Annotated in this window: 22 protein-coding genes and 3 pseudogenes; 8 read left to right on the top strand and 17 right to left on the bottom strand. The window is 55.5% G+C overall.

All coding sequences use genetic code 11. The annotated features are described in order from the left end of the window. Positions 1-13: 13 nt before the first annotated feature. From WDB88_RS02045 to WDB88_RS02035, 3 genes are read right to left on the bottom strand one after another with little or no spacing between them, the layout of a single operon-like run. Complete coding sequence (locus WDB88_RS02045) at positions 14-820, bottom strand: helix-turn-helix domain-containing protein (protein ID WP_339108548.1); 807 nt, start codon at positions 818-820, stop codon at positions 14-16. Between the two features lie 54 nt (positions 821-874). Further along, positions 875-2,074 carry an MFS transporter gene (locus WDB88_RS02040; RefSeq protein ID WP_339108547.1) on the bottom strand — a complete coding sequence of 400 codons (1,200 nt, stop codon included), beginning with the start codon at positions 2,072-2,074 and terminating at the stop codon, positions 875-877. 6 nt (positions 2,075-2,080) lie between these two features. Beyond that, positions 2,081-2,464, bottom strand: a complete 384-nt coding sequence (locus tag WDB88_RS02035; protein WP_339108546.1) for a RidA family protein — start codon at positions 2,462-2,464, stop codon at positions 2,081-2,083. A 476-nt stretch (positions 2,465-2,940) separates the two neighbouring features. Here WDB88_RS02035 and WDB88_RS02030 point away from each other — a divergent pair, with 476 nt between their 5' ends. Further along, positions 2,941-3,168 (top strand): DDE-type integrase/transposase/recombinase, encoded by a 228-nt coding sequence (locus WDB88_RS02030; protein WP_339108545.1) that lies wholly within the window; start codon positions 2,941-2,943, stop codon positions 3,166-3,168. Positions 3,169-3,251: 83 nt separating this feature from the next. On the opposite strand, the gene WDB88_RS02025 is transcribed toward WDB88_RS02030, so the two are convergent. The 5 genes from WDB88_RS02025 to WDB88_RS02005 all read right to left on the bottom strand — a co-directional run bounded on the left by WDB88_RS02025 (position 3,252) and on the right by WDB88_RS02005 (position 6,845). Continuing rightward, positions 3,252-3,806, bottom strand: coding sequence for a hypothetical protein (locus WDB88_RS02025; RefSeq protein ID WP_339108544.1), 555 nt, complete (start codon positions 3,804-3,806; stop codon positions 3,252-3,254). A 167-nt stretch (positions 3,807-3,973) separates the two neighbouring features. After that, positions 3,974-4,699 (bottom strand): N-acyl homoserine lactonase family protein, encoded by a 726-nt coding sequence (locus WDB88_RS02020; protein ID WP_339108543.1) that lies wholly within the window; start codon positions 4,697-4,699, stop codon positions 3,974-3,976. A gap of 52 nt (positions 4,700-4,751) precedes the next feature. Next, positions 4,752-5,300 (bottom strand): alpha/beta hydrolase, encoded by a 549-nt coding sequence (locus tag WDB88_RS02015; RefSeq protein WP_339108542.1) that lies wholly within the window; start codon positions 5,298-5,300, stop codon positions 4,752-4,754. A 68-nt stretch (positions 5,301-5,368) separates the two neighbouring features. Beyond that, positions 5,369-5,782: a nuclear transport factor 2 family protein gene (locus WDB88_RS02010; protein WP_339108541.1), complete on the bottom strand. Its 414-nt coding sequence runs from the start codon at positions 5,780-5,782 to the stop codon at positions 5,369-5,371. A gap of 28 nt (positions 5,783-5,810) precedes the next feature. Beyond that, on the bottom strand, positions 5,811-6,845 hold the full coding sequence (locus tag WDB88_RS02005) for a zinc-binding alcohol dehydrogenase family protein (protein ID WP_339108539.1): 1,035 nt from the start codon (positions 6,843-6,845) through the stop codon (positions 5,811-5,813). Between the two features lie 78 nt (positions 6,846-6,923). Between WDB88_RS02005 and WDB88_RS02000 the strand changes: the two genes are divergently transcribed. Beyond that, positions 6,924-7,814, top strand: a complete 891-nt coding sequence (locus WDB88_RS02000; RefSeq protein ID WP_339108538.1) for a LysR family transcriptional regulator — start codon at positions 6,924-6,926, stop codon at positions 7,812-7,814. Between the two features lie 306 nt (positions 7,815-8,120). Here WDB88_RS02000 and WDB88_RS01995 read toward each other — a convergent pair whose 3' ends face one another. The 4 genes and pseudogenes from WDB88_RS01995 to WDB88_RS01980 all read right to left on the bottom strand — a co-directional run. After that, on the bottom strand, positions 8,121-8,597 hold the full coding sequence (locus WDB88_RS01995; RefSeq protein WP_339108537.1) for a hypothetical protein: 477 nt from the start codon (positions 8,595-8,597) through the stop codon (positions 8,121-8,123). Beyond that, a complete protein-coding gene (locus WDB88_RS01990; RefSeq protein ID WP_339108536.1) occupies positions 8,594-9,715 on the bottom strand; it encodes a hypothetical protein in 1,122 nt (373 codons plus the stop codon). The genes WDB88_RS01995 and WDB88_RS01990 overlap by 4 nt, the downstream gene beginning before the upstream one ends. Continuing rightward, complete coding sequence (locus WDB88_RS01985; RefSeq protein WP_339108535.1) at positions 9,708-10,766, bottom strand: DUF4123 domain-containing protein; 1,059 nt, start codon at positions 10,764-10,766, stop codon at positions 9,708-9,710. The genes WDB88_RS01990 and WDB88_RS01985 overlap by 8 nt, the downstream gene beginning before the upstream one ends. Positions 10,767-10,919: 153 nt before the next feature. Continuing rightward, positions 10,920-11,573, bottom strand: a pseudogene (locus WDB88_RS01980) (IS110 family transposase); the annotation flags it as partial. Between WDB88_RS01980 and WDB88_RS01975 the strand changes: the two are divergent. The 3 genes and pseudogenes from WDB88_RS01975 to WDB88_RS01965 form a co-directional block, all read left to right on the top strand. After that, positions 11,554-11,793, top strand: a complete 240-nt coding sequence (locus WDB88_RS01975) for a hypothetical protein (protein WP_339109544.1) — start codon at positions 11,554-11,556, stop codon at positions 11,791-11,793. The pseudogene WDB88_RS01980 and the gene WDB88_RS01975 sit on opposite strands and share 20 nt — an antisense overlap. Further along, positions 11,790-12,575, top strand: coding sequence for a PoNe immunity protein domain-containing protein (locus tag WDB88_RS01970; RefSeq protein WP_339108534.1), 786 nt, complete (start codon positions 11,790-11,792; stop codon positions 12,573-12,575). Before WDB88_RS01975 ends, WDB88_RS01970 begins: the two co-directional genes overlap by 4 nt. Before the next feature lie 308 nt (positions 12,576-12,883). Next, positions 12,884-13,546 (top strand): annotated as a pseudogene (locus tag WDB88_RS01965) (transposase); the annotation flags it as partial. A gap of 951 nt (positions 13,547-14,497) precedes the next feature. On the opposite strand, the gene WDB88_RS01960 reads toward WDB88_RS01965, so the two are convergent. From WDB88_RS01960 to WDB88_RS01940, 5 genes are all read right to left on the bottom strand, one after another. Beyond that, entirely contained in the window at positions 14,498-15,448 is a 951-nt protein-coding gene (locus WDB88_RS01960) for a hypothetical protein (RefSeq protein WP_339108533.1), read from the bottom strand. Next, the gene (locus WDB88_RS01955; protein WP_339108532.1) at positions 15,445-18,219 is read right to left on the bottom strand and encodes a toxin VasX; all 2,775 of its coding nucleotides are present in this window, start codon (positions 18,217-18,219) and stop codon (positions 15,445-15,447) included. Before WDB88_RS01955 ends, WDB88_RS01960 begins: the two co-directional genes overlap by 4 nt. Beyond that, positions 18,212-19,174, bottom strand: coding sequence for a DUF4123 domain-containing protein (locus tag WDB88_RS01950; protein WP_339108530.1), 963 nt, complete (start codon positions 19,172-19,174; stop codon positions 18,212-18,214). Before WDB88_RS01950 ends, WDB88_RS01955 begins: the two co-directional genes overlap by 8 nt. Positions 19,175-19,472: 298 nt before the next feature. Then, positions 19,473-20,294 carry an IS3 family transposase gene (locus tag WDB88_RS01945; protein ID WP_339108529.1) on the bottom strand — a complete coding sequence of 274 codons (822 nt, stop codon included), beginning with the start codon at positions 20,292-20,294 and terminating at the stop codon, positions 19,473-19,475. A 42-nt stretch (positions 20,295-20,336) separates the two neighbouring features. Next, positions 20,337-20,645: a DUF1153 domain-containing protein gene (locus tag WDB88_RS01940; protein ID WP_339107151.1), complete on the bottom strand. Its 309-nt coding sequence runs from the start codon at positions 20,643-20,645 to the stop codon at positions 20,337-20,339. A gap of 118 nt (positions 20,646-20,763) precedes the next feature. On the opposite strand from WDB88_RS01940, the pseudogene WDB88_RS01935 reads away from it, so the two are divergent. The 3 genes and pseudogenes from WDB88_RS01935 to WDB88_RS01925 form a co-directional block, all read left to right on the top strand. Beyond that, positions 20,764-20,913: pseudogene (locus tag WDB88_RS01935) on the top strand (IS3 family transposase); the annotation flags it as partial. A 451-nt stretch (positions 20,914-21,364) separates the two neighbouring features. Next, on the top strand, positions 21,365-22,141 hold the full coding sequence (locus WDB88_RS01930) for an HAD-IIB family hydrolase (protein ID WP_339108528.1): 777 nt from the start codon (positions 21,365-21,367) through the stop codon (positions 22,139-22,141). Then, the gene (locus tag WDB88_RS01925; RefSeq protein WP_339108527.1) at positions 22,142-23,368 is read left to right on the top strand and encodes a glycosyl transferase; all 1,227 of its coding nucleotides are present in this window, start codon (positions 22,142-22,144) and stop codon (positions 23,366-23,368) included. Positions 23,369-23,408 lie beyond the last annotated feature (40 nt).

Genomic DNA, 23,408 nt, shown 5'->3' with positions numbered 1-23,408 from the left:
TCGAGCATGGGGCTTAACTGCGCAGAAGAGCGTCGATATCGCCCGGTTTATAGCGGATTTCTTCGAACCGGGCTTCGCCCATCTCATCGATCAGCAAACGCCCGAGCACATCGGCCTTGACATATTCCGTCGCCAGAAGCCCGATCACTGAACTATCGGTGCGGACCGCCTCGACGCTATCACCGGGATGGAATTCAGCCACTAGCGCGTCGCGTCCATCGGCCACAAGTGTCATGAGGCGACGACCCGCCATTCGTTCCATCGCCGAAACCCCGCATACGGTCAGGTCATAAATCATTGGCCCCGCAAGCTGTGCCGTGCCATAAATCGCCAGATGAACGCGACAGCCACGCTGGGCCGCCGCCTCGAAGACTGGACCAAGCAGGGCAACTTCTTCATCCCAGACAGCCGCGAAAATCACCTCTTTTGCGGCCCCGATCAGCCGCTCGGACATCGACAAGACCGCCCTACGGTCGGGAAGTGACCAAATCATGCCCGGCGTACTCGGGGCTTCGAGCGCAGCCAGTCCGTCGGTCACTGTCTGTGCTGCCTCATCGAGTTTAGCCTTGAGCGCCTCCGAGACCTCATCCCATGGTCGCGCCGCATAGCGCACTGGATCTTCCTGTGCGCTCAACGCAGCGCCTTTATCAATCAGCCGTCCCAGCGTCTCATAGATCTTGGGGGAGGGCACGCCCGATGCCTTGGCCACTTCGTTGCCATTCATCGCGCCCCCAGCCAGTAAAGCACAATAGGCGCGCGCCTCATATTGCGAAAAGCCGAGCGCTCCGAGCGAGGTAATAAGAGGATTGTCAGCACTCATTTTCATAGCTCGCCATACTTCATTAATTTGCGGAATTTGCAAGGTGGAGGCGCCTCACGATGGGGCCATCGCCTGCGGATCGGCTCTTGCCCGTCGCGCCCCGAAATTGGCGCAGATCAGTGCCACGAAGCATAGCGCCAGACTCCAGAGGCAGAGCCCCCTCCAACCGATATGAGCGAAAAGAACAGGTCCGCAGGCGGCCCCCAGCGTGCCAAGACCATAATAAACCACCATATAGGCACTGTAATCGCGCCCCGCGCGTCCCGGAGTAAGACCAAGAATCAGTGCTTGATTGGTGGCCTGCGCAGCAAAGCTACCGACATCTATAAGGAATATACCGAGAGCTAATCCCCATAAGCTATGTCCGAACACCACAAGCGATACAACCCCGATGATCGCGACGCCTAGGGCGAGTTGCATGACAACGCGCGGACCGAACTGGTCGCTTGCCCTGCCCGCGAATTGCGACGACAACGCCCCAGCCACACCGATCAACCCGAAGCTGCCAGCAACGATCGGCCCAAAGCCGAAGGCAGGCGTTGCGAGATAAAGCGCAAGCACCGCCCAAGTCCCAGAAAACATCGCAAACCATGCTCCACCCGCCACAGCCAGAAGCCGTAAGGCTGGAGCGTCGCAAAAAGCCAAGGGTACGGCGCGGAGCAGGCCAAAGACGCGCGTCTCGCCGACCGACTCGTGGACCCGCGGCGCCCAGAGTGCGACAGAGCTGCCCATCATGAGAGTAACTGCCCCCAGAAGAGCAGTCATTGCCCGCCACCCTAGCGCCTCGCCAAGTGCTCCGCCGACGACCCGCCCCAGCAAGATGCCAAGCGCAATCCCCATCGCGATCGTACCGACGACCCGGCCCCGCTGCATCCCGGCGAGTCTGCCGCCGAATGCCGCGCATTGCGCCGCTGCGCTAGCCAACGACCCGCCTAATGCAGAGGCCAGCAGGAGCACTCCGAGGTTGGGCGCTAAAGCCACCGCGCCAAGGCAAAGCGCAAGCCCCGCAAGCTGCCATGCGATCAGCCTGTTCGCGGCGTAGCGGTCCCCCATCGGGACGAAGATAAGCAACCCCGCTGCGTATCCCAGCGACGGGGCTGCTGCGATCCAACCCGCCGCAGAGATCGGAACCCCGAGGCTGGTGCAGACGGCGGGCAAAAGCGGTTGCAAACTGAAATTGCCCGCAATCGCCACACCGGCAACGGTGGTTAGCAGCCAGATCTGGGGGCGCGTTAAAACAACGGGATCGGACATGACAGATCAGGCGTCCTTCATCGCAGTGATTTCGATTTCCACCAGTATGTCTTGGCTCACGAAAGGCTTGACATGCAGCAAGCTCAGCGCGGGGCGGATTTCCGAGAACACCTCACCATGAGCGCGCGCGACATCTTCAAAGAGCGCGATATCAGTCAAATAGATCCGACTTTGCACGACATCTTCAAGCTTGGAACCCGCCTCGATTAATACTTTCTCGACAGAGTAGAGAATAGTGCGCGCCTGCAAATAGGCGTCGCCTTTGCCGATAATCTGGCCATCCGGACCCGAAGCGGCGGTTGCAGAAACAAAGACTATCCCCCGTTTGATGACCGCGCGTGAGTAGCCGACCTTTTGCTCCCAAGGGGAGCCAGACGAAATTCTTTCCATACTACATCTCCTTTTATACTACCTAGGTAGTAATATGAAGATCGGCTTTGAAAACCGCCCTGTCCAGAGCCTACGTTGGGATATCACACAATCTTGAAATTAATGATCCAGCTGTTTCCGTACCTTCTCGACGAGCTCTTGCCACACTGAAAAATTCAATCTTTCGAAATAGTGTTTCGTATGATGAAGGACGGAGTTGTCACGTTAACCGGGTAGCGAATGCCTCCTCGCTGTCTACTACGTGGCATCTCAGCGATGCAGACACCTCTCAGCAGCGACAAGCGGCACCGGTCCCACCCTCGATTGTTGCCTAGGCGGTCTTGCTGTACGTCCGGTTCAATTTAAGTCCGAGAGAGGTCGAGGGGTGCTCCTCGAACTTGCCAGAGACGTCTCCTAAGAAACGGTTCGGCATTGGACGACCAAATTCTGGCTGCAACTCGCGAGGCACCTGCGGCACCTAATATCTTGATAAAGTCGTGGTAAAGTTTTCCGATAGCAGGTTATGGCTCTGGCGCGCCGTTGATCAACTCGGCGTCGTTCTTGACGAAACCTTCCGGTCCTTACGGGACAAACAAGCCGCCAAACAGCTTTTGCGCAAATTGATGAAACGCACGAGGTCTGTTCCCAAGCCGATATCACGGACAAATTCCGCTCATTTGGCGCGGCCAGACACAGTCACCTTCGTCTTGAACTCTGCGCAATAATTCTCCCATTTGCCAGCTTTACTGTTCGTGCTAGTCTCCATGGTAATAGGGTCGAGCAAGACAATATTTGCCTTGAGGCCGCCTCATGGTGATTGAAGTCTCAGAGGAAGTGACAGAAATTCAATGTCTTGCGTGATTTCCTGAAATGTATGCGCCATCTCGTCGGATTGATCGTTGAGATAGAAGTTATGCAGCGCATCCTCATAAATCGTGCAACGGTCAGGAACGGATTTCATCCAGTCCTCTGTTGGTATGTTCGTGTCGCGCCCACCAAAAAATACGCTGTTTGCGACTATAATGCTGCTTTCACTCCGTAACCTCGTCGATGAAACGCAAAAAATCTTGGTAAAACTCGCACCGAAAACCGTTGATTTCCAAAGTGCTGTACCACCAGCACTGAACCCTATGCCGAAACTTGGTCTATCTATGAAACTTGCTAGTTTCCGTGCTGCAATATCTATTCCACCTCTGAGAAATAACTGATGATGCAGTTCTTCCCCAGATAAATTCGCATGATCACAAAGATCATTCAGACCTAGGTAGATAATGTCGATATCCTTCCCAAGGATTTGGGGTAATGGGGCGCAACCTTCGGGTTTAAGATTTATATCTTTAACTACGTAAAGCTTATAGCTCATTTAAGATATCTCTCTTGTAGGTCCGATGATAATCTCACTGTTTCAGCGGAAGCCATCTTTATGGGCGCATCAAGTCTCGTGCGGAGGATTTTCTTCCGTTACAAAGATCACGCAGGCCGGTGATACGCATGGCGACGACTTATTGCTGATCTCTCACGAGTGTATTTTTACTCGTAACAGTCGGGCGAGAGGCGCAGGCTGGACCATTGCCTCGCGTCGTGACCATAAATGACTATTGCTCCCTCGCGCACCGCGATGCGCGCAACCTTGCGGGTGCTCTCGCGAATCTTCGTCTCGTTGCCATGTCCCTCGCTCCAGTCTGTGATCCAGATCTGCCGCGTGTCAGGGTCGGCCATCGAGGCATCCATAACGGCATCGACCGCCAGCAGCACCGCCCCTGTCACCGGCAGATGTAGCAGAACGGATTGGTGGCCCGGCACATGGCCGCTCGTTGACAGAAGCTCGACGTTGGGCGCAATCTCGGCATCGCCATCCACAAGTACATAGTTCAGCGCGGGATGATCCCAGGCGGGCCGGGTCTCGGCAAACCGAGGGTGGCCCGTCCGGGCAAGCTCGAAATGCTCGCGCTGAATAAGGAACGTAGCGCTTGGGAAAAGATCGTGATTGCCGGAATGATCGTCATCGAAATGAGAACAGACGACCATGTCGATATCGGCGGGTAAGAGGCCGATCTCCGCAAGCCGCGACGTAACAGTGTCTTCTGGCCGGATGTCCAGCGTCAGCCCTGGCGGATGCCTGGGGGCCTCCACGTAGCTGCGGGGAAAGCCGGTATCGACGAGGATATTCTGGCCGGCGTCGGTTTGAATGAGATAGCCGGGTATGGGCAGACCGCCGGGGTGCATCCGGCCATAAAGGAAGAGGAAGAGTCTCACATTGGTTCCTTGGTCTCTTGGTGTTACGGACGCCATTCGGGGGATGCATTACTCAAGGACGCGTATTGCCCAGTCCGGCGAGGAAATCGCTCAGGAGCGTTCGCCCCTGCGGCCAGCGTCCCACTCCACTGGCGGCGTTGACATGCCCAAGTGCTCCGATCTCGACCAGCTCCGCACCAAGCGAGAAGGCGAAGTTTCTGCCGTAATCCAGAGATCCGAATGGATCATTGGCGCTGATCGCGACCCGTGCTGGGAACGGAAGCGGTCTTAGGGGAACCGGTGCGAATCCGGCGGCTTCATCGGGAAACGGCGAACTGGCGGGATCGGGGGGAGCAACGAGTAGTGCGCCCGCGATCCCCGCTCCCCCTGCAGCCGCCCAGTGTGGCACAAGAAGACAAGCAAGAGAATGCGCCAGCAGTACCGGCGGGCGCGGGGCCTCGGCGATAGCGCGGCTCAGTGCTGCGAGCCAGTCGGCGAGATCGGGTCTGTTCCAGTCGGAAGGCTCAAAGCGGCTCATGCGGGGATCTTCCGCCTGCCAGAGACTCTGCCAGTGATCGGGGCCGGATCCACCGATACCGGGTAGGATGATGATATCAGTCATGTGCTATTCATTCTCTAGGCTGTATAGTCGGGGCCCAGTCCGGGCTCCGACATTGGCGAATTTCTATCCTACTTCATTGCCTTGGCGAGGGCCTCTGTATCTTCATAGAAGTGATAGAGCGTTAGTTTGCCGTCCTCAACGGAGGTGATCAGAGCCCAATCGCTCACGAAGGGCTTGCCGGTGGCGCGGACGGTATGGGCCAGCGTCCCGTAAAGTGCGGCATGGTTGTCGTCGCCAAAGGCGGCCGTTATCTCAAAATCGCCCGGCTCAAGCGTTTCCCCGAAGCCACCGAAGAATGCGGCTGCGCCATCGTGGCCTGTAAATGTGCCATGCATGGCATTGTCGGAGTTTCTGCGCGGGTTGGTCGAGATGAAAACGGCATCAGGCGCTGTCTGGGCCATCGCGGTTTCCATCGCTCCGGAGAAGATCGCGCCAAGGAAAGCTTGGGTGATTTCGACGGCGGTCTGTGCGGCATCGTTCATGGGAAAGTCCTTTCAGTCGGTGATTTGGTTAGAGATCGGAAGGAAAACCGGCGAGCACCAACTTGCCTATGGTGCGCTTGCCCTCAATGTGGCGATGCGCGGCAAGAAGAGTCTGTGCGGTAATCGGGCCGAGTTCTTGCGGTGCCGGTGGTGTTAGCCGCCCGGCGTCGATCAGGGTCGCAACCTTGGCGAGGATCTCGCCCTGTCGTGCGCGGTCGGGAGTGGCGAACATCGCGCGAGTGAACATGAACTCCCATGCAAGACTCGCGCTTTTCTGCATGAGCAGGTTCATGTCGGGCGGCGCATCGAAGGGTACGATGCAGCAGATACGGCCCTGAGGCGCAATAAGCTGTGCTAGTGCGGGGAAATGCCCATCGGGATCGGCGGCGAGCAGTATGAGATCCGGTGCGGGCAGGCCGCGAGTCGCGATCTGCGCGGGCATGTCGGTGGAATGGTCAATCACGGCATCGGCACCCAGAGACAGGCACCAGTCACGCGAAGCCTCGCGGGACGCCGTAGCGATGACGTTGAGGCCAGGCAGGAGCTTCGCGATCTGGATCGCCATCGAGCCAACCCCGCCCGCACCGCCCACCACGAGCAGCGTCTTGCCGAGCGGTGCATCTGCCTCGCCGGGTTCCGGCAGAGCGAGCCTATCGAAGAGAGATTCCCACACCGTTAGTGCCGTTAGCGGAATGGCGGCAGCTGAGGAGGCCGCAATTGTTTCGGGGCGTCTGGCAACGAGCGCGGCTTCGATCACATGCAACTCCGCATTGCCGCCCGGCCGCGTAAGATCGCCCGCATAGAACACCGCATCGCCGGGTACGAAACCGGCCGCATCGCGGCCCGCCTTGATCACCGTGCCCGCAACATCCCAGCCGAGTACCTGAAACTTGCCGTCATTGGCTTTGCGCATTCGCACCCGTGCGTCGGCAGGATTCACGCTAATGGCTTCGACGCGGACCAGCAGATCGCTCAGCCCCGGCTCCGGGACGGGAATTTCGTGGTCAATCAGCGCCTCAGGCGCGTTGGCAGGGAGAGCCTGCCACAGTCCGACGGCTTTCATGGATGTTCCCTTTCGCTTGTCTGAAAGGAAAGATAGGCTGATAATATGTCGACGTAAGAAGGAGAAAATTGGCATCGTATGGTCAAAAATGCACACAAGGCTCCGCTTTCTTGGGACGACTTACGCTTCTTTCTCGAACTTGTACGCGCAGGCAGCCTGATGGCAGCGGCAGCGCGTCTTTCTGTCGAACATTCTACGGTGGCGCGCCGCATTTCCGGGCTGGAGGCGGCGCTCGGCTTACGTCTTTTCGACAGGTTGCCGCGCGGCTGGCAGCCAACGAGCAACGCAACTCGGCTGATAGCTCGGGCGGAGGCGGTGGAACGTGAGATTTTGGCGCTTGGGCGCTCTGCTTCCAGCATAGATGAGCTGAAGGGCGAGGTTCGGATTTCTGCGCCGCCAGTACTTCTGGCGCTTCTGGTTGCTCCGGGTCTGGTTCGTCTTGGCGTTACGCATCCAGGCATTGTACCGATTATGATCGGTGCGCGCCGTGCCAGCGATCTCGATCGCGCCGAGGCGGACATTGCCCTGCGGCTTGGGCCGGTAAGCGGGCTGGATCTGATCGTCCGGAAGCTAGGAAATGTTCCTTACGGGCTGTACGGGCGTCAGGATCAGATTGAACGGCCCGCCGCAGAGCGTGTTTATATTGGCTTCGACGACAGTATGCCAGACCTGCCGCAGGCTGTCTGGCTCGAAGAGTACGTTCGGAAAGCGGGAGCGCGAATTGGAGTGCGAAGCAACGACATGGCGACGCTTCTCGAAAGCGCGCGGGCCGGCAATGGCATCGCGATGCTGCCGTGCTTCGCTGCGACAGAGCAGCCAGAGTTGACGGAGCTGCCTTGCAATGCTCCGTTCGAGGCGCGTCCGCTTCATCTGGTGATGCATCCAGACGTCAGACGTGCACCGCGGGTGCGCCTGGTCGCGGACCGAGTTGCGGAGCATGTACGGCGGCAGCTTGATCAAAATCGCTAAATGGATGCTGTCCGCATCGAGGTGCGCTTATAGCTACCGCCTTGATCCAGCTGCTCAGCTTGGTTGGGATGAATTCGGGGCCGTAGCACGTCGGGAAGACAACGAAAAGCCCTGGCGAGAAGATCGTCAAAGACATTAAGCGCGCCACGCGCAAACGTGAGGCGCTGGAAGAGGTGCGGACAGACAGAGACGCGTGGAAGCAGCAGGCTACAGCGTTGTTGAACGCCCCTCAAAAACGCCGAAAATGGTGGCCGTGGTCATAGGTCTCTGATTTACGTTGGCGGACGCAAGAAGGTCATCCGAAAGCTATTTTGGTGCTAGTAACTGACCGTTCCAATACCGTAGGAACATCGATCTTGCGTCACCGGCAGCAGCCTTCATTTCTTCAAAAGTCTCAGGCGGCGCATCGTCGGGCCATCCCCACCCAAAAATGGCGCTGAAAGAAACAAGAAGCGACGGTAAGCGAGCCATATCGAGAAAATCGTAAGGCATACTCATCACATGATAGCTTCCGGGCCGATAGCTAAACATGAAGCTGCGTTTCTCAGGATCTTCCAGATAGAAATCAAAATTGCTTTCCGGGTTTGCATCCAGATAGTGAACGATCCCGGCAAACGTCTCTTCTGAATGCACGATGTCGCCGGTTTCATAATTCACGACATCGAACACGTCATGGGCGGGCGAAAGCGCCAAGCTCATATCTTGCCGAAATCGCTGAAAAGCATCAGCACTGCGCTTCGAAACAAACATAAAATAGGCGTTCGAGTAGAAGTCATCGTTCATCTTGCAAGCCCCGCGCTTACGAACTTACCAATGTCCCATAGCTCGTAATAATAATACCTCTTGCCATTTAACGTGGCCTCGAAATAGCGCACACGGACGGACATTGAATCATAGGGCTTTCTCATGAGAAGAACCTTATCGGCGTTGGCCCGCACCTGCCCGACGGCTGCGTTAAACTGAGCCTGCAGCGCTTCAGCATTTTTAGCACTCCACGCAGGAAGACCAAATTCATGCGCATGGCGACTGTAGCTGTGTTGGAATTTCTTCCGCGCAATGGCCGACATTTGCCCCCATGGCTGCGCGTGGCCAACTCCCATAAAGCCATGCATCAAGCCCGCTTCTTCATCGACAGAATAATGGTTACGCTCCAGAGACGTAGCCTTTGACACGCGCGTCGGCGGGCGTTTTTTTGTCAACTCAGCAAGACGTTTTGCTTGTTTCTTCGTCAGCCGAACAAGGCCCTTAGCGGTGGATTTAGCCAGACTGACCAATCCGCCGCGCCAAGCAAATATCAGCGTTGCGACAGAGGCGTAGAGTTCTGCGCGGGCCCATTTTTCAGATGCAACACGATAGCTCGCATCGTCCCAAGTGGCAAAATCGATCCAGCCGATTTTGAAAAGAGTATCCCAGACATCCTGATCAATCTTATCTGGATCAAGTGTGCAAAAGTAATCCAGAACGGAATCTGCGCCCTTACCAGCATATAACGCGTTAGATTTACAGTAGTCCAAACCGCGCTTCGCAAGTGTACGCGCATTAGAAGCCCTCTCGCGCATGACACGTGCAAGGCCAGGTCTGGCAACCGAATTATCCAACATTACCGGCGTCAGATCTTCGGCAAAAATCTCTTCCGCCGACATACCTTCGAAATGCTGGATCAGGGCCGCCGCATTTTGGTTTGGAACTGTTGGATCGCGATAGCCAGATATTCCAACGCGGGCATATTCGGACTCCCAACCATTCTCGACGATATCTGCCTTCACTTCCAGATAGAACCATGCATCCCGATCAAGCCGCGTTGCAATTTCTTCCAGATGATCCGCCCAAGCGTTCAACTCTTCATAGCGAGGACAGCAGGTGCAGGGACACCCCTGAGTAATCTGTGCTACATCACTCAAAATTCACTCCTGCAAATTCAACCAAATCATATTCAAGCTCAATCAAGAGAGCCGCCGGAGCATGTCCGGCATTCAATGTGCGCCGAATTTCAGGAACGTCTTGCCACGCAGGAGCATATCTGGAGGCATGACGGCTGATCTCAACGAAACGCTTTATATGTATATCACTGCGCAATCCGGCAGCCATTCCCCGCAGCACAGCACAGTAGACATCCTCCAGACTATCGGCGGGATTACCACCTTCATTCGCTGCTATCTCACAGGCTACTTTGCGGCTAAACGAGCGGCGTCTTTGCTCTTGAAGAGCTAACAGAGTGCGCTCCGTCAGAACGGCTGGCCGCGATCTGAAGCGCTCCGTCTCGTTCACGTTTCCAGAAACGATCAGAACTTGCGCCAAAATAGGATCGCAAACCATTAGCTGGTTCACATCCAATAGTCGCGAGAGCAAATCGAGTCCCTCACCTGTCCGCACGATTGATCGCAATAGTTCCGGTTCCCAAAAGCGAAAATAGAACCACTGGCCATGATAATCTTGTAGACGCGTGAATTTGCGGAAATGCCGCCGCAAATCATCAAAGGACGCACGAGAACGGACATAGATCCCCAATTCCTGATCCCACAACCCAACGCCATCGTCCAAACGGGTCATAAGATGGCGGGTGAAATCATGACCTTTTTGGAGCTCCACAAGATAAGGGGCGCATTCCTCCAATTCTTCAGCGGCACTGCCCTGAAACAACGATTGGAACATTAAATCGGCCTGATCCAGCAGCCCTGTCAGAAGGTAGGGCGCCTTTGCTGCGTCAAGGATGGCGTAGGTACGCATCGACGGCACCTGTTCTGCCGCTCCATATGTGGCAATTTCAGCAGCATCGGGAGCGACATCGCCAAACAACGGCCCGGCCAGTCCATCCGGAACGGTCTGCTTTGGCCATTTTCCGAATTGGCGGCCTAAAGGAACCACACCGGATAAAGTCTCAATCAATAAAGCAGCCAGATCAGATCCGGCCTGAGGGGCCGCACCAATGTTAAGCCAAAAATCGCTCTCCACGAAGCATCCCGAAAGCTAAAATTATTCCAAAAACTGCCGGAAACATGCCGAAGGAACGAAGCTAGGACAAGACATCAGTCTAGAAATTGGCTGCTCCGCTCCCAGCATGCGCAACTTTCAGCCAAGCCCTGCCGCATGGCGCAATGCGTCGTTCACCGTTCGGCCACCCGTGCTGTATTGTCTGGGAACCAAGCCGACCCATGCCGCAAAAACCCGTCCACGCCCGAATGCCTCTCCCGTGCCAATCGCGGCAACCATCGCCGTCGAAATCATCGGTCCGATACCAGGAATGGTCATGACGTTGACGCAGTTCTCCTCGGTGCGGCTGATCTGCTCGATCTCTTTTGAGACCGCGTCGATCCGGTCATCCAGCCAGAGCCAGTCGCCGTATAGACCGATCAGGATGGCCCGCATGCGCGGCGATATCTCGTCTTTGCGTTCCTCGAGGATGGCCTCGAAGGAGTTCTTCAAAGCCCGAAGCCATTTGCGCACCGTGATGCCTTGCTCGATCAGGAAGGCGCGGATCTGGTTGATAGTCGCGGTCCGGCGCGACACCAGACGCGAGCGCACCCGGTGAAGGGCCTGCAGGTCGAGCTGGTCCTGGCTCTTCTCCGGCACGGTTGGTAAGTTCGGGCGCAGCGCCGCTTCCGCGATGGCCTCGGCATCATTGTAGTCGTTCTTCTGCCCCTTGACGAAAGGCTTCACATAAATCGCGGGGATGATGCGCGGCTCGAAACCAAGCTGGCGTAGGGTCCGACTGACGAAATGGGCACTCAGGCAAGCCTCCATGCCGACGATGCATCTAGGATCGACGCAGAGCAAGACGAAGGACGATGTACTGCAAATGTCGCAACAGTGGATTCAAGAGCGATTGGGCAAAGCGGGATTGAGCCGCGCGGACTTTCGCGGAATCAAAGACGGATACGACCCGGTTTTGTTGAAAGTCGACAAGAATGGAAAAGTGACCGAGGTATGGCTTGACGAGAAGGGAAAGCCTGTCTCGTCACCCAAATGGAGGAAACAATGAGAGATAAGCTGGCATCCCCAGAGTTCTGGGTTCAGGCCCTAACCTATCAAGTTGAAGACATCGAGGCTTTCGAGAAAAGCTACGGTAATCCTTCACCTGGCCCTTTGAAACAAGGCGGAAAAGGATACCCCCTGCTACAGGCGCTCTTCGAGACATCTCTCTGCTCGTATTCTGCTGGCGCCCCGATGCCCGAAGTTGTGGCCCCTGGTCTGCACGGGGTCGGGCATCTGTTCCCGGAAATGGTCTCACGTTTCGGCACCGAAATGCCGGATGGCATCGCACGCGATGGTTATGATGATTATCTGCGCTACATCTCGATGCTGGTATTGTGCTGCGCTAACCAAGATGAATTTAAAGCGTTCTTTGATGCGCTGGATCAGTTTGACCTAACTAAGCGCGATTACGGTGGCTACGACCAAATCTGGTCAGCCTTCCGGCGTCAGCTTGGCCAAGGGGATGTGGCGCCGCAAAGCTCCGTACATTGGCCGGAAGCCTATCACAACCTCTGGCTCGCGATTGATCCCGAAGAGCCCGATTTCGCGCGCCCACATCACTTGGGAAAATTCCTGAAGGGTTGGTACGACGAGATGGCGACCGAACTCGCGGCGCAGACCACGCGGGCGGAAGATCTTGGTGAGAACAGCACTTATGTTGGCTACTGGTGCTTGGAAGCAGCCGCCGCCTCGGTTGCCTTCGGGATTGATGACACGCAGTTGCGAGACCACCCTCACTATCCGGCTGACTGGGCAGACTGGGCCCGCAATTGCCGCCCCTTGGCATGAAAGTGGGTGAGGCAGAGAGTGTGCCCTGTGCTCCTTAAGGTCGTTCAACCAAGCTACCGCGCCAAAGCTATAGCGATACTTTTCACACGGTCTACTCAACGTAACATATTGAAATAGCGCCGTCTCACGGTCGAAATTTCTGCGTCAATATTGGAGGCAATATGCCCGCATCGACCCGTCTCGGAGACATCGGCTCCGGCCATGATGGTTTTCCGCCAACACGTGCTACAGCGGCCAGTGGCGATGTCTTTGTGAATGGCCAAGGTGCTGTGCGGCAAGGTGATAGCTATGCCGCACATAGCAAACCCACGCGCTCAATCCGGCAGGCCGAAGTCGGTTCAACCAAGACCATGCTGAAACGCGTGAAGGCCAGGTTCGACCTCCACCCTGAACGCCTGATCGCGGATACCGCCTACGGCACCGCTCCAATGCTGGGCTGGCTGGTCGACCGCAAGATCGCGCCCCACATTCCAGTATTCGACAAGTCAGGGCGCAATGACGGGACCTGGACCCGGGCCGACTTTGAATGGGACGCCGAGAACAACCAGTACATCTGCCCGGAAGAGCACGAACTGAAGCAATTCCGCCGGAACTATTCCGATCCGAACCGCGGGCCGACCGGCAAGGGCGTCGCCAAATACCGCTGCCTGAAGCATACCTGCCAGGCCTGCCCTTCGAAGGCGCGCTGTTGCCCGAACATGGACTTCCGGTCGATCACCCGCGAGGAACATGAAGACGCTCGACAGGTCGCGCGGGACATAGCGAAGACGGACCAATACGTCATCTCGATGAAGCTGCGGAAGAAGGTCGAGATGCTCTTTGCCCATCTTAAACGGATCCTTGGCCTGAATCGGCTCCGATTACGTGGACCCTGCGGTGCGAATGACGAATTCCTCCTCGCCGCAACCGCCCAGAACCTTCGGAAACTGGCCAAGATCCTTCCTGCACCGCAGCAACAGCGAAAAGCCTGACAGGAAAGGCGCCCGCGCTCCAATCTGGGCGCAAAATTCTGCGCCAGCGAACGGGTGTTTTTCCACGGAATCGGCGAGAAACTGCCGTTCGCTGCAGAAGCGTGAAGTCAAGAATGCGAGGCAATAACGGACACACAGGGCGCATATCCGTGTCGGCGACCTGTGCCAGGCTCCCATTTGCAAAGAAAAGCAACAGGACAAACAGCACGCGGCCCAACCACACTTTGAAAACGCGCCGCCCAGCATCCATCAAGTAAACCTCCGTGCAATTTGTCGAAGTTCGTGGTAGAGATCCGCTCCCAGCTGTTGCGAGGGCGTAGGAGGTCGCATCCCCTCCGTGAGAGCACAGCCAGACGAGGCGAAGCTATTAGCGGCCAAAGCCAAGGAAACGATGATTCCGTTCATCAAAATACCGATAAAATAAAGCTTATCAGAAGCTTTCCGCCTTAGCTCCGTCCTGTCAAGCCTGCGACATTTGGAAACCAAGACAATGCGGAAGCACGCGCTGAATGCACGCGATAGCAAAAGCAACTCCGCTCTAACGGCGGGTGGCGAACGACAGTATTGCGCCGAACTTTTCGGCGCGGCCTTTCTGCACCTACGAAATGCTGCGCCAGCGGCGTACGGTGGTTTGGGTCAAACCGGACCTGCGGCGGCGCGGCGTGTCTTGTTCGACTTGATCGTCTCTAAATGCAGCGAGTGTGCTATGATCGGGGCAAGAAGCTTCACCGAGGTATTCAAAGCAATCGGAGCAATCTGCGATCTCTACGATCCGGCAGAATGCTGGAGCTACTTCAAGGCTGCCGGATCTGTCTCGGGTTAAAATCGAAAAGCCTTAATGGGTCCGACATTAAGGTAATGGGTTTCGCGGCGGTCAGATTTCTGACTGCAAGATTGAGCAAGTATCTCCGAACCTCGAGGCCTCCTCTGGCCAGTATAAATTGCCCGCCCTCACTCTGGCCGAGTTGCGAATTCCAGAAGCGTCTTGTCCAGCTTTTTGTTGTTAAATCGTCTTGGAATAAGCGATGCGTGACGAAGCCACCAGCGTAACCAATCGAGAGGCAGGACCTTATCCCGATAGAGTTGACCAAGCCATGTCTCATCAAAGTGCAAACGTTCGAGGTCCGGGCGCTCTGTTGGGGGCGCTTTGCAGAAGTTTTTTACGAGACCACCCAAGTAATACCCCTGCGCGGGTCCCAAGGGGCACGGATATGCCCCTAGACGGAACTTCTTTTTCTTCTCTGGTTTGTCCAATCGGTAAAGCTCGACGACCAGCACATGATCTCCACCGCCGTGATAGGTGAGGATCGGCGTCGTATCTTCGGTGCTAAGCTTGATCTCGTCCTTTAGAAGGTATCGACCCTTGCCCATGCGCGCCACATAGATGTGGCGTCCCCGCTTGGTGTATGCCAGCCGCATTTCGCGATCAAAGCGTACTGGAAGGGCAATAGGGGAGAAAATAGAGATTAGCAGGCCGCCGAAGACAAAGAGCATCATCAAAAAAGTAGGGATGAGGCTGCTTCGGAAGCGCACCCAGAAAGGTTTCCACTTTTCAAAGTCTTGGACGTATTCTTCGATGGTGGGAACAGGTTCCCCAAGCGTTTCTCTCACGGATTTCGAACGTTCGTAGTTTATCTTTAACGCGTCTTCCAAAAAATAGACGAATTCAATATCATCCTTGAAATCACTTAGTAGATTGGTTCCAGTTGAATACTGATCGTAGCCAACGACTCCGAACATAAATAATGAAAAAGCTGTCAGAATGAAGCGAAGCCTTTGACGGAAGAGATCGGGAACCTCAAGCACCGTCGGTGAGACCAATTTCGCACTACGAGCCAAACGGTTCCAAAGTCTGCGATCCGTATTGACTTCCAATTCTTCACATATCAGTTGATCCATCACCAGATACTCTCATGCGTAAATGTTCGCGTATCGCTCGGAGATCCCGCATTCACATCGTCATAGGTGGCTGTAATACGAAGTTTGCTTTTCGCACCAATATATGCGCTACGGGGTAGCGTGACGACGGCGGTGCCTGCGGATTGGAATGCGAGCCTATGGTCAACGCTTCTCGTTAATTCACTAAAATGCGGGCCGGTAAAGAGGTTCACGACCTCTACCTGCAGTTTTCCTATTTGTGCATTGCTTTCAAGTTTGGATACCTTGATTTCGATTTGCCCGTCATTAGGCAAAGTATCAACGATTTTGACGCTGGCATTCATATCGAGATACCGTTGGAGTTCTTGATCGTAGTAAAATTTCATATTTTCATAAGCTTGGGCTTCTGGTTTGGCGAGAACTCTAGCTTGAATGGTCTGATCATCCAAACTAGGTCGCGCAGTTCCCCAATATTCACTATGCGTGCCCCAAAAACCTTGCCGGACCCAAGTCTCGATATCGCTATCTGCCATCATGGAGATCACACCGCCAACGAAGATCACACCGATTGCAATCAGGGCAATGGGGCCAGTTGCCACAAACAAAAGGGCAACCCCGCCCACGACGGCCATGCCATTCCCAATGGCCATAGCGTAGTCTTCACGTTTAATACCTTCGTATGACAAGAAGCCCGAAAACACGATACCAACGACGCCGGTTGCCTTGGCCGCCAGCGGTCCGATGCGAACGGATTTTGCGATATTGCCAAATTGGCCCTCTCGTACCATCGCATAGGTCTTCATCCAAGGGTTTTCCTTGAACAGAAGACCAGCCAGTTTCTTCGATGCTGCCATGCCTGGCACAGCTTTTCGTGCGGAGTTAAGCGAATACACAGATCCGTAAGCTGACGAAAAACCGGAGATGAACTTGCCGGTACTACTGTTTACTAGCGCGCCGACGTCGCTCTTGTCGCCATAGCTGTTTGCGCCCCATGTCTTGATGGTTCCATGGAGAGAAAGAAGAGACGCAAGCAGCCCAAGCCCGTTTGCAGCGGTATCAAATTTGCCAACCTGACTGGCAAATCTCTTGTAGTTGCTGTCAACTTCTACAGTGACATTTACGCGGAACTCGACCGCTCCGAGTTCTCCATCGGCGGGCCAACGTTGGACAAAAAGATCGCCAAGAATTTGGTTTTCGGCGCTATCAAAGATATCCGTGGCACGCCCAAAAGAGTAGGTCTGGTCAACGAGCTTTGGAGCCGTGTAACCATCCGCCGTCAGCAATTCCTGAAACGTCGATCTCAGTTCGGTCGCCTTCTGGAAGGTTACTTCTTTTCTGAACATCTGGGTGGCCAGCACGCGCGTCGCATTTGTCTCGGACCCAGTGAAGCAAGCTTCAACCATTTCATTGCCATAGACCACAATAACGGCGTTTAGCGCGGGCCAGAAGTTGTTCTTAACTTTACCCGTAGTGGAGACCAGTGACTTAGTGAAGGAAAGTATCTTGCTGACGTTACTTTGTGCGGCCTTCAATAACCCTCCATCAGCCGTATCGCCCTTGGGTAACTTCGCGAGATCATTGAACACAGATGCGGCAACAAGAGACAGTTCGCTGCAATTGGCTTCGCCCGCTTTTGCACTGGCAAAGAACATATTACAGGCAGCCACCAGTTCACGGTGATCATTCGGATGCGCTGTCGCACTGTACCGACCGCAGAGTTTGACCATCGTCGAATACTGCGACATGAAACTGCCGGTATCATTTTGAATGAGCTTTCGAAGCCAATGAAAGGCAAGGCGGAAGATTATAGGGCCGAAAGCTTCTGACTTTTCGAACAGGTCTTGATATCTACTGTCGAATTCCTGCGAAAGTGGCGCCTTTTTTATCCATCCAGATTCACTCGAGACTTTTTCTTGCTCTTGATAACTTTTTACGGCTTTCCCGATGACCAAGGGATACTGGTGTTGCGCAACGAAATTCTGCTGGGTCATGACCTGTGTCGAGATAAGCCCACAGATGTCTTGCAGCTCACCTATCGGGTCATGAATGGCAGCGAGAACGCCTTTCTCAGCAGTATTGATACAACTCACCACAAAGGATGGCGTTTCGGATCTTGTTGTGGTCATGCGAACGACATTCGCGTCATCTAAACCCGCGTCTCCACCTGTCTCTGAGCTACGCCGGAAACCCGAAACGCGTTTTGCCAATTCTGTAATTGGTGCACAAAACGGGCCACTGCGCGAGGCAAGATCAAGGCGCGTCATCAACGTATCGCGCGTATCGGTATTGTGAGGGATGTCAAAAAAGACCTTCGAAGGCCAAGGGTTTTCGCTATAAGCCACCCAGACGACAGGAGTATCCTTGGGTACGAAAGCGTAGGGATAGGTTTCGTTCAATAGCTTCCAATTGGTACCCTCGGGGCTATCTTTTTTATCACCGTTTTCGTCCTGAAATTCATACTTGCTAAAAACATAGCTCCCTTTGGGCGCGACATCGGCCTTGGGCGAATAATCTGCACTATTGGCATCGCCCTGCACCGTCTGGAATCGGAATATCTGAAAATAGGTGCCGTCCCATGTGTAGAAAAAGCCTTGCCGGATGCGCAGCAGTTCATGTGCGGCCAGATCATCAATAGAGCTTGGCGTTGGGGGCGTTGCGCTACCTTTGTCCAGCATTTTGGACAAGGCATCCAAGGTCAGTGCGAAACGGACAGGAAAAATTGGAATAATTGTCGGATCACAATTTGCCGATAATTGCTCCGTTTCGGTCGTTTCAGAGAACGGCGGTTTAGGCATGTAAAAAATCCTTTTCCACGTTCGCCCAAATCGCTTTTGCGCGGATAAGAGGCGATTGGATACGCTCGGGATCAACAAGGTTTTCGTAGTGATCTATGGTCAGACCAAATTGTGCCAGTCGGTAGGATGCTCGCATGAACAGATAGTTGGCAGCTTCGATCCGATAGCCGCGCTCCAGTGCGACACAATATATTTTCTCTATGTTGTCATCGAGATATTCTTCAGACCAGATCTCGTCATCGTCACGAAAGGATTGTTTGATACGTTCAAGAAAATAAGATGCTCGCATGATGCGAAGCACCTGAAAGTCAGACTCAGTTATGCGAATTGGGGTTGAATCGCTTATGGCTTGCGCTGTGGCAACAACGACTTCGTCTTCGATATAGCTGATGAGGGCATCAAGCTTGTCTTTGCTAAAAAGCCTGTAGCTGAGACTTCCATAGCTTACTCCTGAACGCGCCAGTGCCTTGTTGAAACGCGGTTCCCAGAACCTGAAAAAATACCATTGGCCTTTCGCATCACGCACGCGCAAAAAATGTCGCAGATGCGCCCACAGGGCCTCAAATCCTGCGAAGCTTCGAATGAATATTGCTGCTTCCCGGTGTTGCGCATGTTTTGTTGTCCAGTCCGGCGATAAAGCAGGATCATAGGTTGTGAGAAGGCGCAGAAGTGGATCATCAGAGGCTACGCGTACAAGATAGGGAGAGAGATCTTCGAGTTCCTCTGCGGTCTCCCCGGCAAACAGACAGCGGTATTCACCGTTGGTCTGCTCCAGTACTTCACGGCCCTGCACGAATTTCGAGGCATCAAGGACAATATAAACTGAGGCTTCGTCCTTGAAGAGGTTTTGCAAAAGGATGCTAGGCGCTGACTTGGGCTCGCTGCAAGCAAACTGCCTGTCAAGCGGGTGAACGCCCCGACGCGTCTGAAATTCTACATAGTCTTTTATCTGCATTATTAGATGTACTTAAATTCGGACGGGAACAAGCATAAGAATCCTGCGAGTTGCGATAATGGAAAAGGCCGCGAAATGGAACCCGGGTCGCTGAAGTTCCTTGATTTTATGCGGGGCGGAACCGTGGGAGTCATTTGCGGCTCGTAGATGATAATTTTGCTTCTGTCTTTAATTCTGAGCCTCAGGCCGCGCGTTATTGGCAAGCTGACGTTATCCTCGTTCCTCGGGTATTTCATTGATGATGACCGATTAAATAGCATGAGGAAACTGTGTATTGACCCAGCTGAATCTGCTCAGGTTAAGCCGCTGATCTGAATGCCTCGACAGGCGTGCGCATTGCAAGGGCCTGATGAGGGCGGCGGTTGTTATGAAAGCTGATCCAGTCGCCGATGACGCGGGTCGCGTGCTGGATGCTCTCGAAGCGGTGCCGGTGAATGCACTGCTCCTTGAGTGTGCGGATCACGCGCTCGACCATTCCGTTCTGCTGCGGGCAGTGCGGCGTGATGACCTCCTGGCGCAGGCCATAGCTACGAACCAGAGCTGTGAAGTGGCGGCTGGTAAAAACGAGCCCGTTGTCTGACCTTAGCAGAAATCCCCGATCGACCCGACCGAGCGTGCCGAACCGGCTGATCAGGGCGTGCTCGAGCGCGGCACTGGCCGTGGTAGCCTTTCCTGAGCGAGACAGGTGCCAGCCCAACAGTTCGCGCGTGTGGCAGTCGATGACCAACGCCAGAGACGCCCAACCGTCCTTCCCGGTCCAGACCCGCGCCAGATCCGTCGACCACCTCTCGTTTGGCGCGGTGGCGACGGAGGGCACCGCCTCGATGCGCGGCCGCATGCCCACAGCGCGCTTGCGGACCTGCCAGCCCTTGAGCTGAAAGATCCGCTGCACCGTGTTCTTGTTGAAGCCAAGCAGCCACGCGACCGTGCGATAGCCAAAAGACGGCTCTTGTTCGATCAGCGCCTTGATAGGATCGGCGAAGGGAGGATCGATCTTCGGCGCGGCTTTGGTCGGTGTATAATAGACCGTCCGCCGTGGCACGCCGAACCAGGCGCAGAGCCTGGCGATCGAGACCGCTACACCATCGGCTAGCAGGCCCTCATGGAGCGTCCGGATCAATTGCCGTCCTCCGTTCGGCAGTGGCCTCGGACCAGTGGCGGCCTACTGCCTCACCATGAGGGCCTGCAGCTTTTTTCGAGCGCGCAGTTCCAGCATCGCCTCACCATAGGCTTCCTGCAGATCCTTCAGCTGCTTCTCGTATTGCTCGCGAATGTCGAGCGGGTTCGCGCGCAGGGAGTTCTCCATGCCCCGCTTTGCATCCTCGACCCAGCCTTCGATCTCGGAAGGCGTCAGGTCGAACGATCGGCTGGCTTCGGCCACCGTCGTTTTGCCTTGAATGATCTCGATGACCAGCGCCGTCTTCCGCTTGGCCGTCCAACGTTTGATGCTGTCGTCCATTGTCATACTCATTGCCACGTTCTCCTTTGTAGCATGAGCAGGATTTCAGTGGGTCAATACAACTGTGCGGCGTCGATGCCCGAGCCGAGTAAATTTATAGATAGGGACGATCTATCCATAATTAGTCGACGTTCGGGTGATGCGGGATCATGACATCTCGCAGCGCCGGGCCTGCAGGCTTGTCGTAGGTGTCGATCCAAAGACAGTCCGGCGTGAACGCCCGCCTGACTGTGCCGAGATCCGCAAAGAGATGCAGGAGATCGCAGGCAAGCGACGTCGGTTACCGCATGCTCAACATTGTCGATGAAATCACACGGGAGTTGCTGGTGGCCATTTTGGAAATCGCTAGGCCCAGAAAATTGCACAGTAAAGTTGGAGATCAGCGAGTCTTCTGCCAGTAAGGGAAGTGTATGCAAACCGTTTCAATTTGGGTGTGGCTCGCAGCATTGACGAACCACTTCCTGAACGGATGCTCGGGTCTTTGAGAGTATCCTTATCAATTTTGCAGCTTTGGCCGCCAGCGGAAAAAGAGGGGCTTCGGCCGGAGGAAAAAGCGATAGAAGCGGCATTTGAAATTGCTCCAACGGTGGGGGCGGTCAAAAAACAACGGTGCCATCTGAGTAAAAAAACGGCATTCTGGAATTTCTGTCAGGCCGGAGATTTTATGACCTGTCAATGCATTGAACTGTGTCGCTCAGCGGATACACTTATAAAAAACATAAGGGTAGCACATGAGGGTTTTGGTTTTCACGGATCTCGACGGCACGTTGCTGGATCATGAAACCTATAGCTATGCTGCCGCTCTTCCCGCGATTGCGGCTCTGAAAATGCGGGGCGCGGTTATTGTTATGGCCAGCTCAAAGACCGCACAGGAAATGGCGGTGCTGCATCGGGCGCTGGAGCTGGGTGATATGCCGATGATCGTGGAAAATGGCGCCGCTTTGGTGAGGCCTGACCAGATGCGCAAGGATGGCACCGTTTATGCGCGATTGCGCGCGGCCCTTGAGGCGGTGCCCGAGGATCTGCGGAGGCTCTTCAAAGGGTTCGGGGATATGAGTGTGGCCGAAGTGGCCCAGTCGACAGGGTTGAGCGATGCCCAGGCGGCCCAAGCAAAGGCGCGCGCCTTTTCAGAGCCGGGCGTCTGGACGGGCAGCAAGGAACAGGAAGCGGCTTTTGTTTCCGCTTTGTCTCAAGGCGGTGTTCAGGCAAAGCGGGGCGGTCGGTATCTGACCTTGTCCTTTGGCGGCACCAAGGCGGGCCAGATGCAGGCGGTGATAGACCGCTATCAGCCCGATCTGACGATTGCGCTGGGCGATGCGCCAAATGACCGCGAGATGCTGGAGGCGGCGGATATCGGGGTCATTATCCGCAATGATCATGGCACGGGGCTGCCCTGCCTTGCAGGAGAAGAGACCGGACGGATCAGGCGCAGCTCGGCGCAGGGTCCGGAAGGGTGGAACAGCGCCATTCTGGCGATTCTTGCCGAATATGAGAAAGAGGAGGGCTAAATGGCCGATTTCCAACAAAACGGGAACATCACCCATTTTCATAATCTGCGGAGCCGCTCGAACGAGGAGCTGGTCTATGAGATCGAGTCCTATGCACAGAGCCGCAAGATTTCACTGATCCTGCCCAGCCTGTATTCCGAGCTGGAAGGCCCGGCACTGGCCAATATCGTGGCCGAGCTGTCCAAGGTGTCTTACCTGAACCGTGTGATCATCGGGCTCGACCGCGCCGATGAGGCACAATACCGCCATGCGCGCAGTTTCTTTGCGGGGCTGCCGCAGAAGACTACCGTGATCTGGAATGACAGCCCGCGGATGAAGGCGCTGTATGAGCGGCTGGATCATCTGGGGCTGGCCCCGCAAGAGCCGGGCAAGGGCAAGAATGTCTGGGGCTGTATCGGCTATCTGATCGGCTGTGCCGATAGCGCGGTGATGGCGATCCATGATTGTGACATCGTGACCTATCAGCGCGAGATGCTCGACCGGCTGGTCTATCCGGTGGCAAACCCGTCCTTCCCCTATCAGCTGTCCAAAGGCTATTATGCCCGTATCGGGGGCGGCAAGCTGAACGGGCGGGTGACGCGGCTGCTGGTCAGCCCGATCCTGATCGCGCTGAAGCGGGTGGTGGGGGACCGCGATTATCTCGATTACCTGCGGGCCTTCCGGTATATCCTGTCGGGCGAATTCGCGATGCGCACGCAGATGCTGCCCGATCTGCGTATCCCTTCGGATTGGGGGCTGGAGATCGGCGTGCTGTCCGAGGCATGGCGCAATCTGGGGAGGGGCATGATCTGTCAGGTCGAGATTGCCGATGACTATGACCACAAGCATCAGGAAACCAGCCCCGAGGATGCGACGGCGGGCCTCAACCGCATGTCCACCGATATCTGCAAGGCGCTTTATCGCAAACTGGCCGCCGATGGCACGGTCTTCACCAACAACACGTTCCGCACGCTCAAGGCCACCTATTACCGCCGTGCGCTTGATCTGTTGGAAGCCTATTACAACGATGCCAAGATGAACGGGCTGAAGGTCGACCGGCATGCCGAAGAGCAGCAGATCGAACTTTTCGCGGAAAACATCGTGCGCGCTGGGCAGGTGTTTCTGGAAAATCCCGAAGAGCGCCCCTTCATCCCCACATGGAACCGCGTCCATGCCGCCGATCCCAACTTTATCGCCGATTTCCATCGGGCCGTGGCCGAGGACGAGGCGGAGTTTGCCCCCGCCTGAGGGCCTGCCGGAACGTCGCGACAGTGCCGGGCGCGTGGCC

Origin of the sequence: Thioclava sp. GXIMD4216 (assembly GCF_037949285.1) — a bacterium.
In the GTDB taxonomy this organism is placed as follows: domain Bacteria; phylum Pseudomonadota; class Alphaproteobacteria; order Rhodobacterales; family Rhodobacteraceae; genus Thioclava; species Thioclava litoralis.
This window is presented reverse-complemented; position numbering and strand designations above follow the sequence as displayed.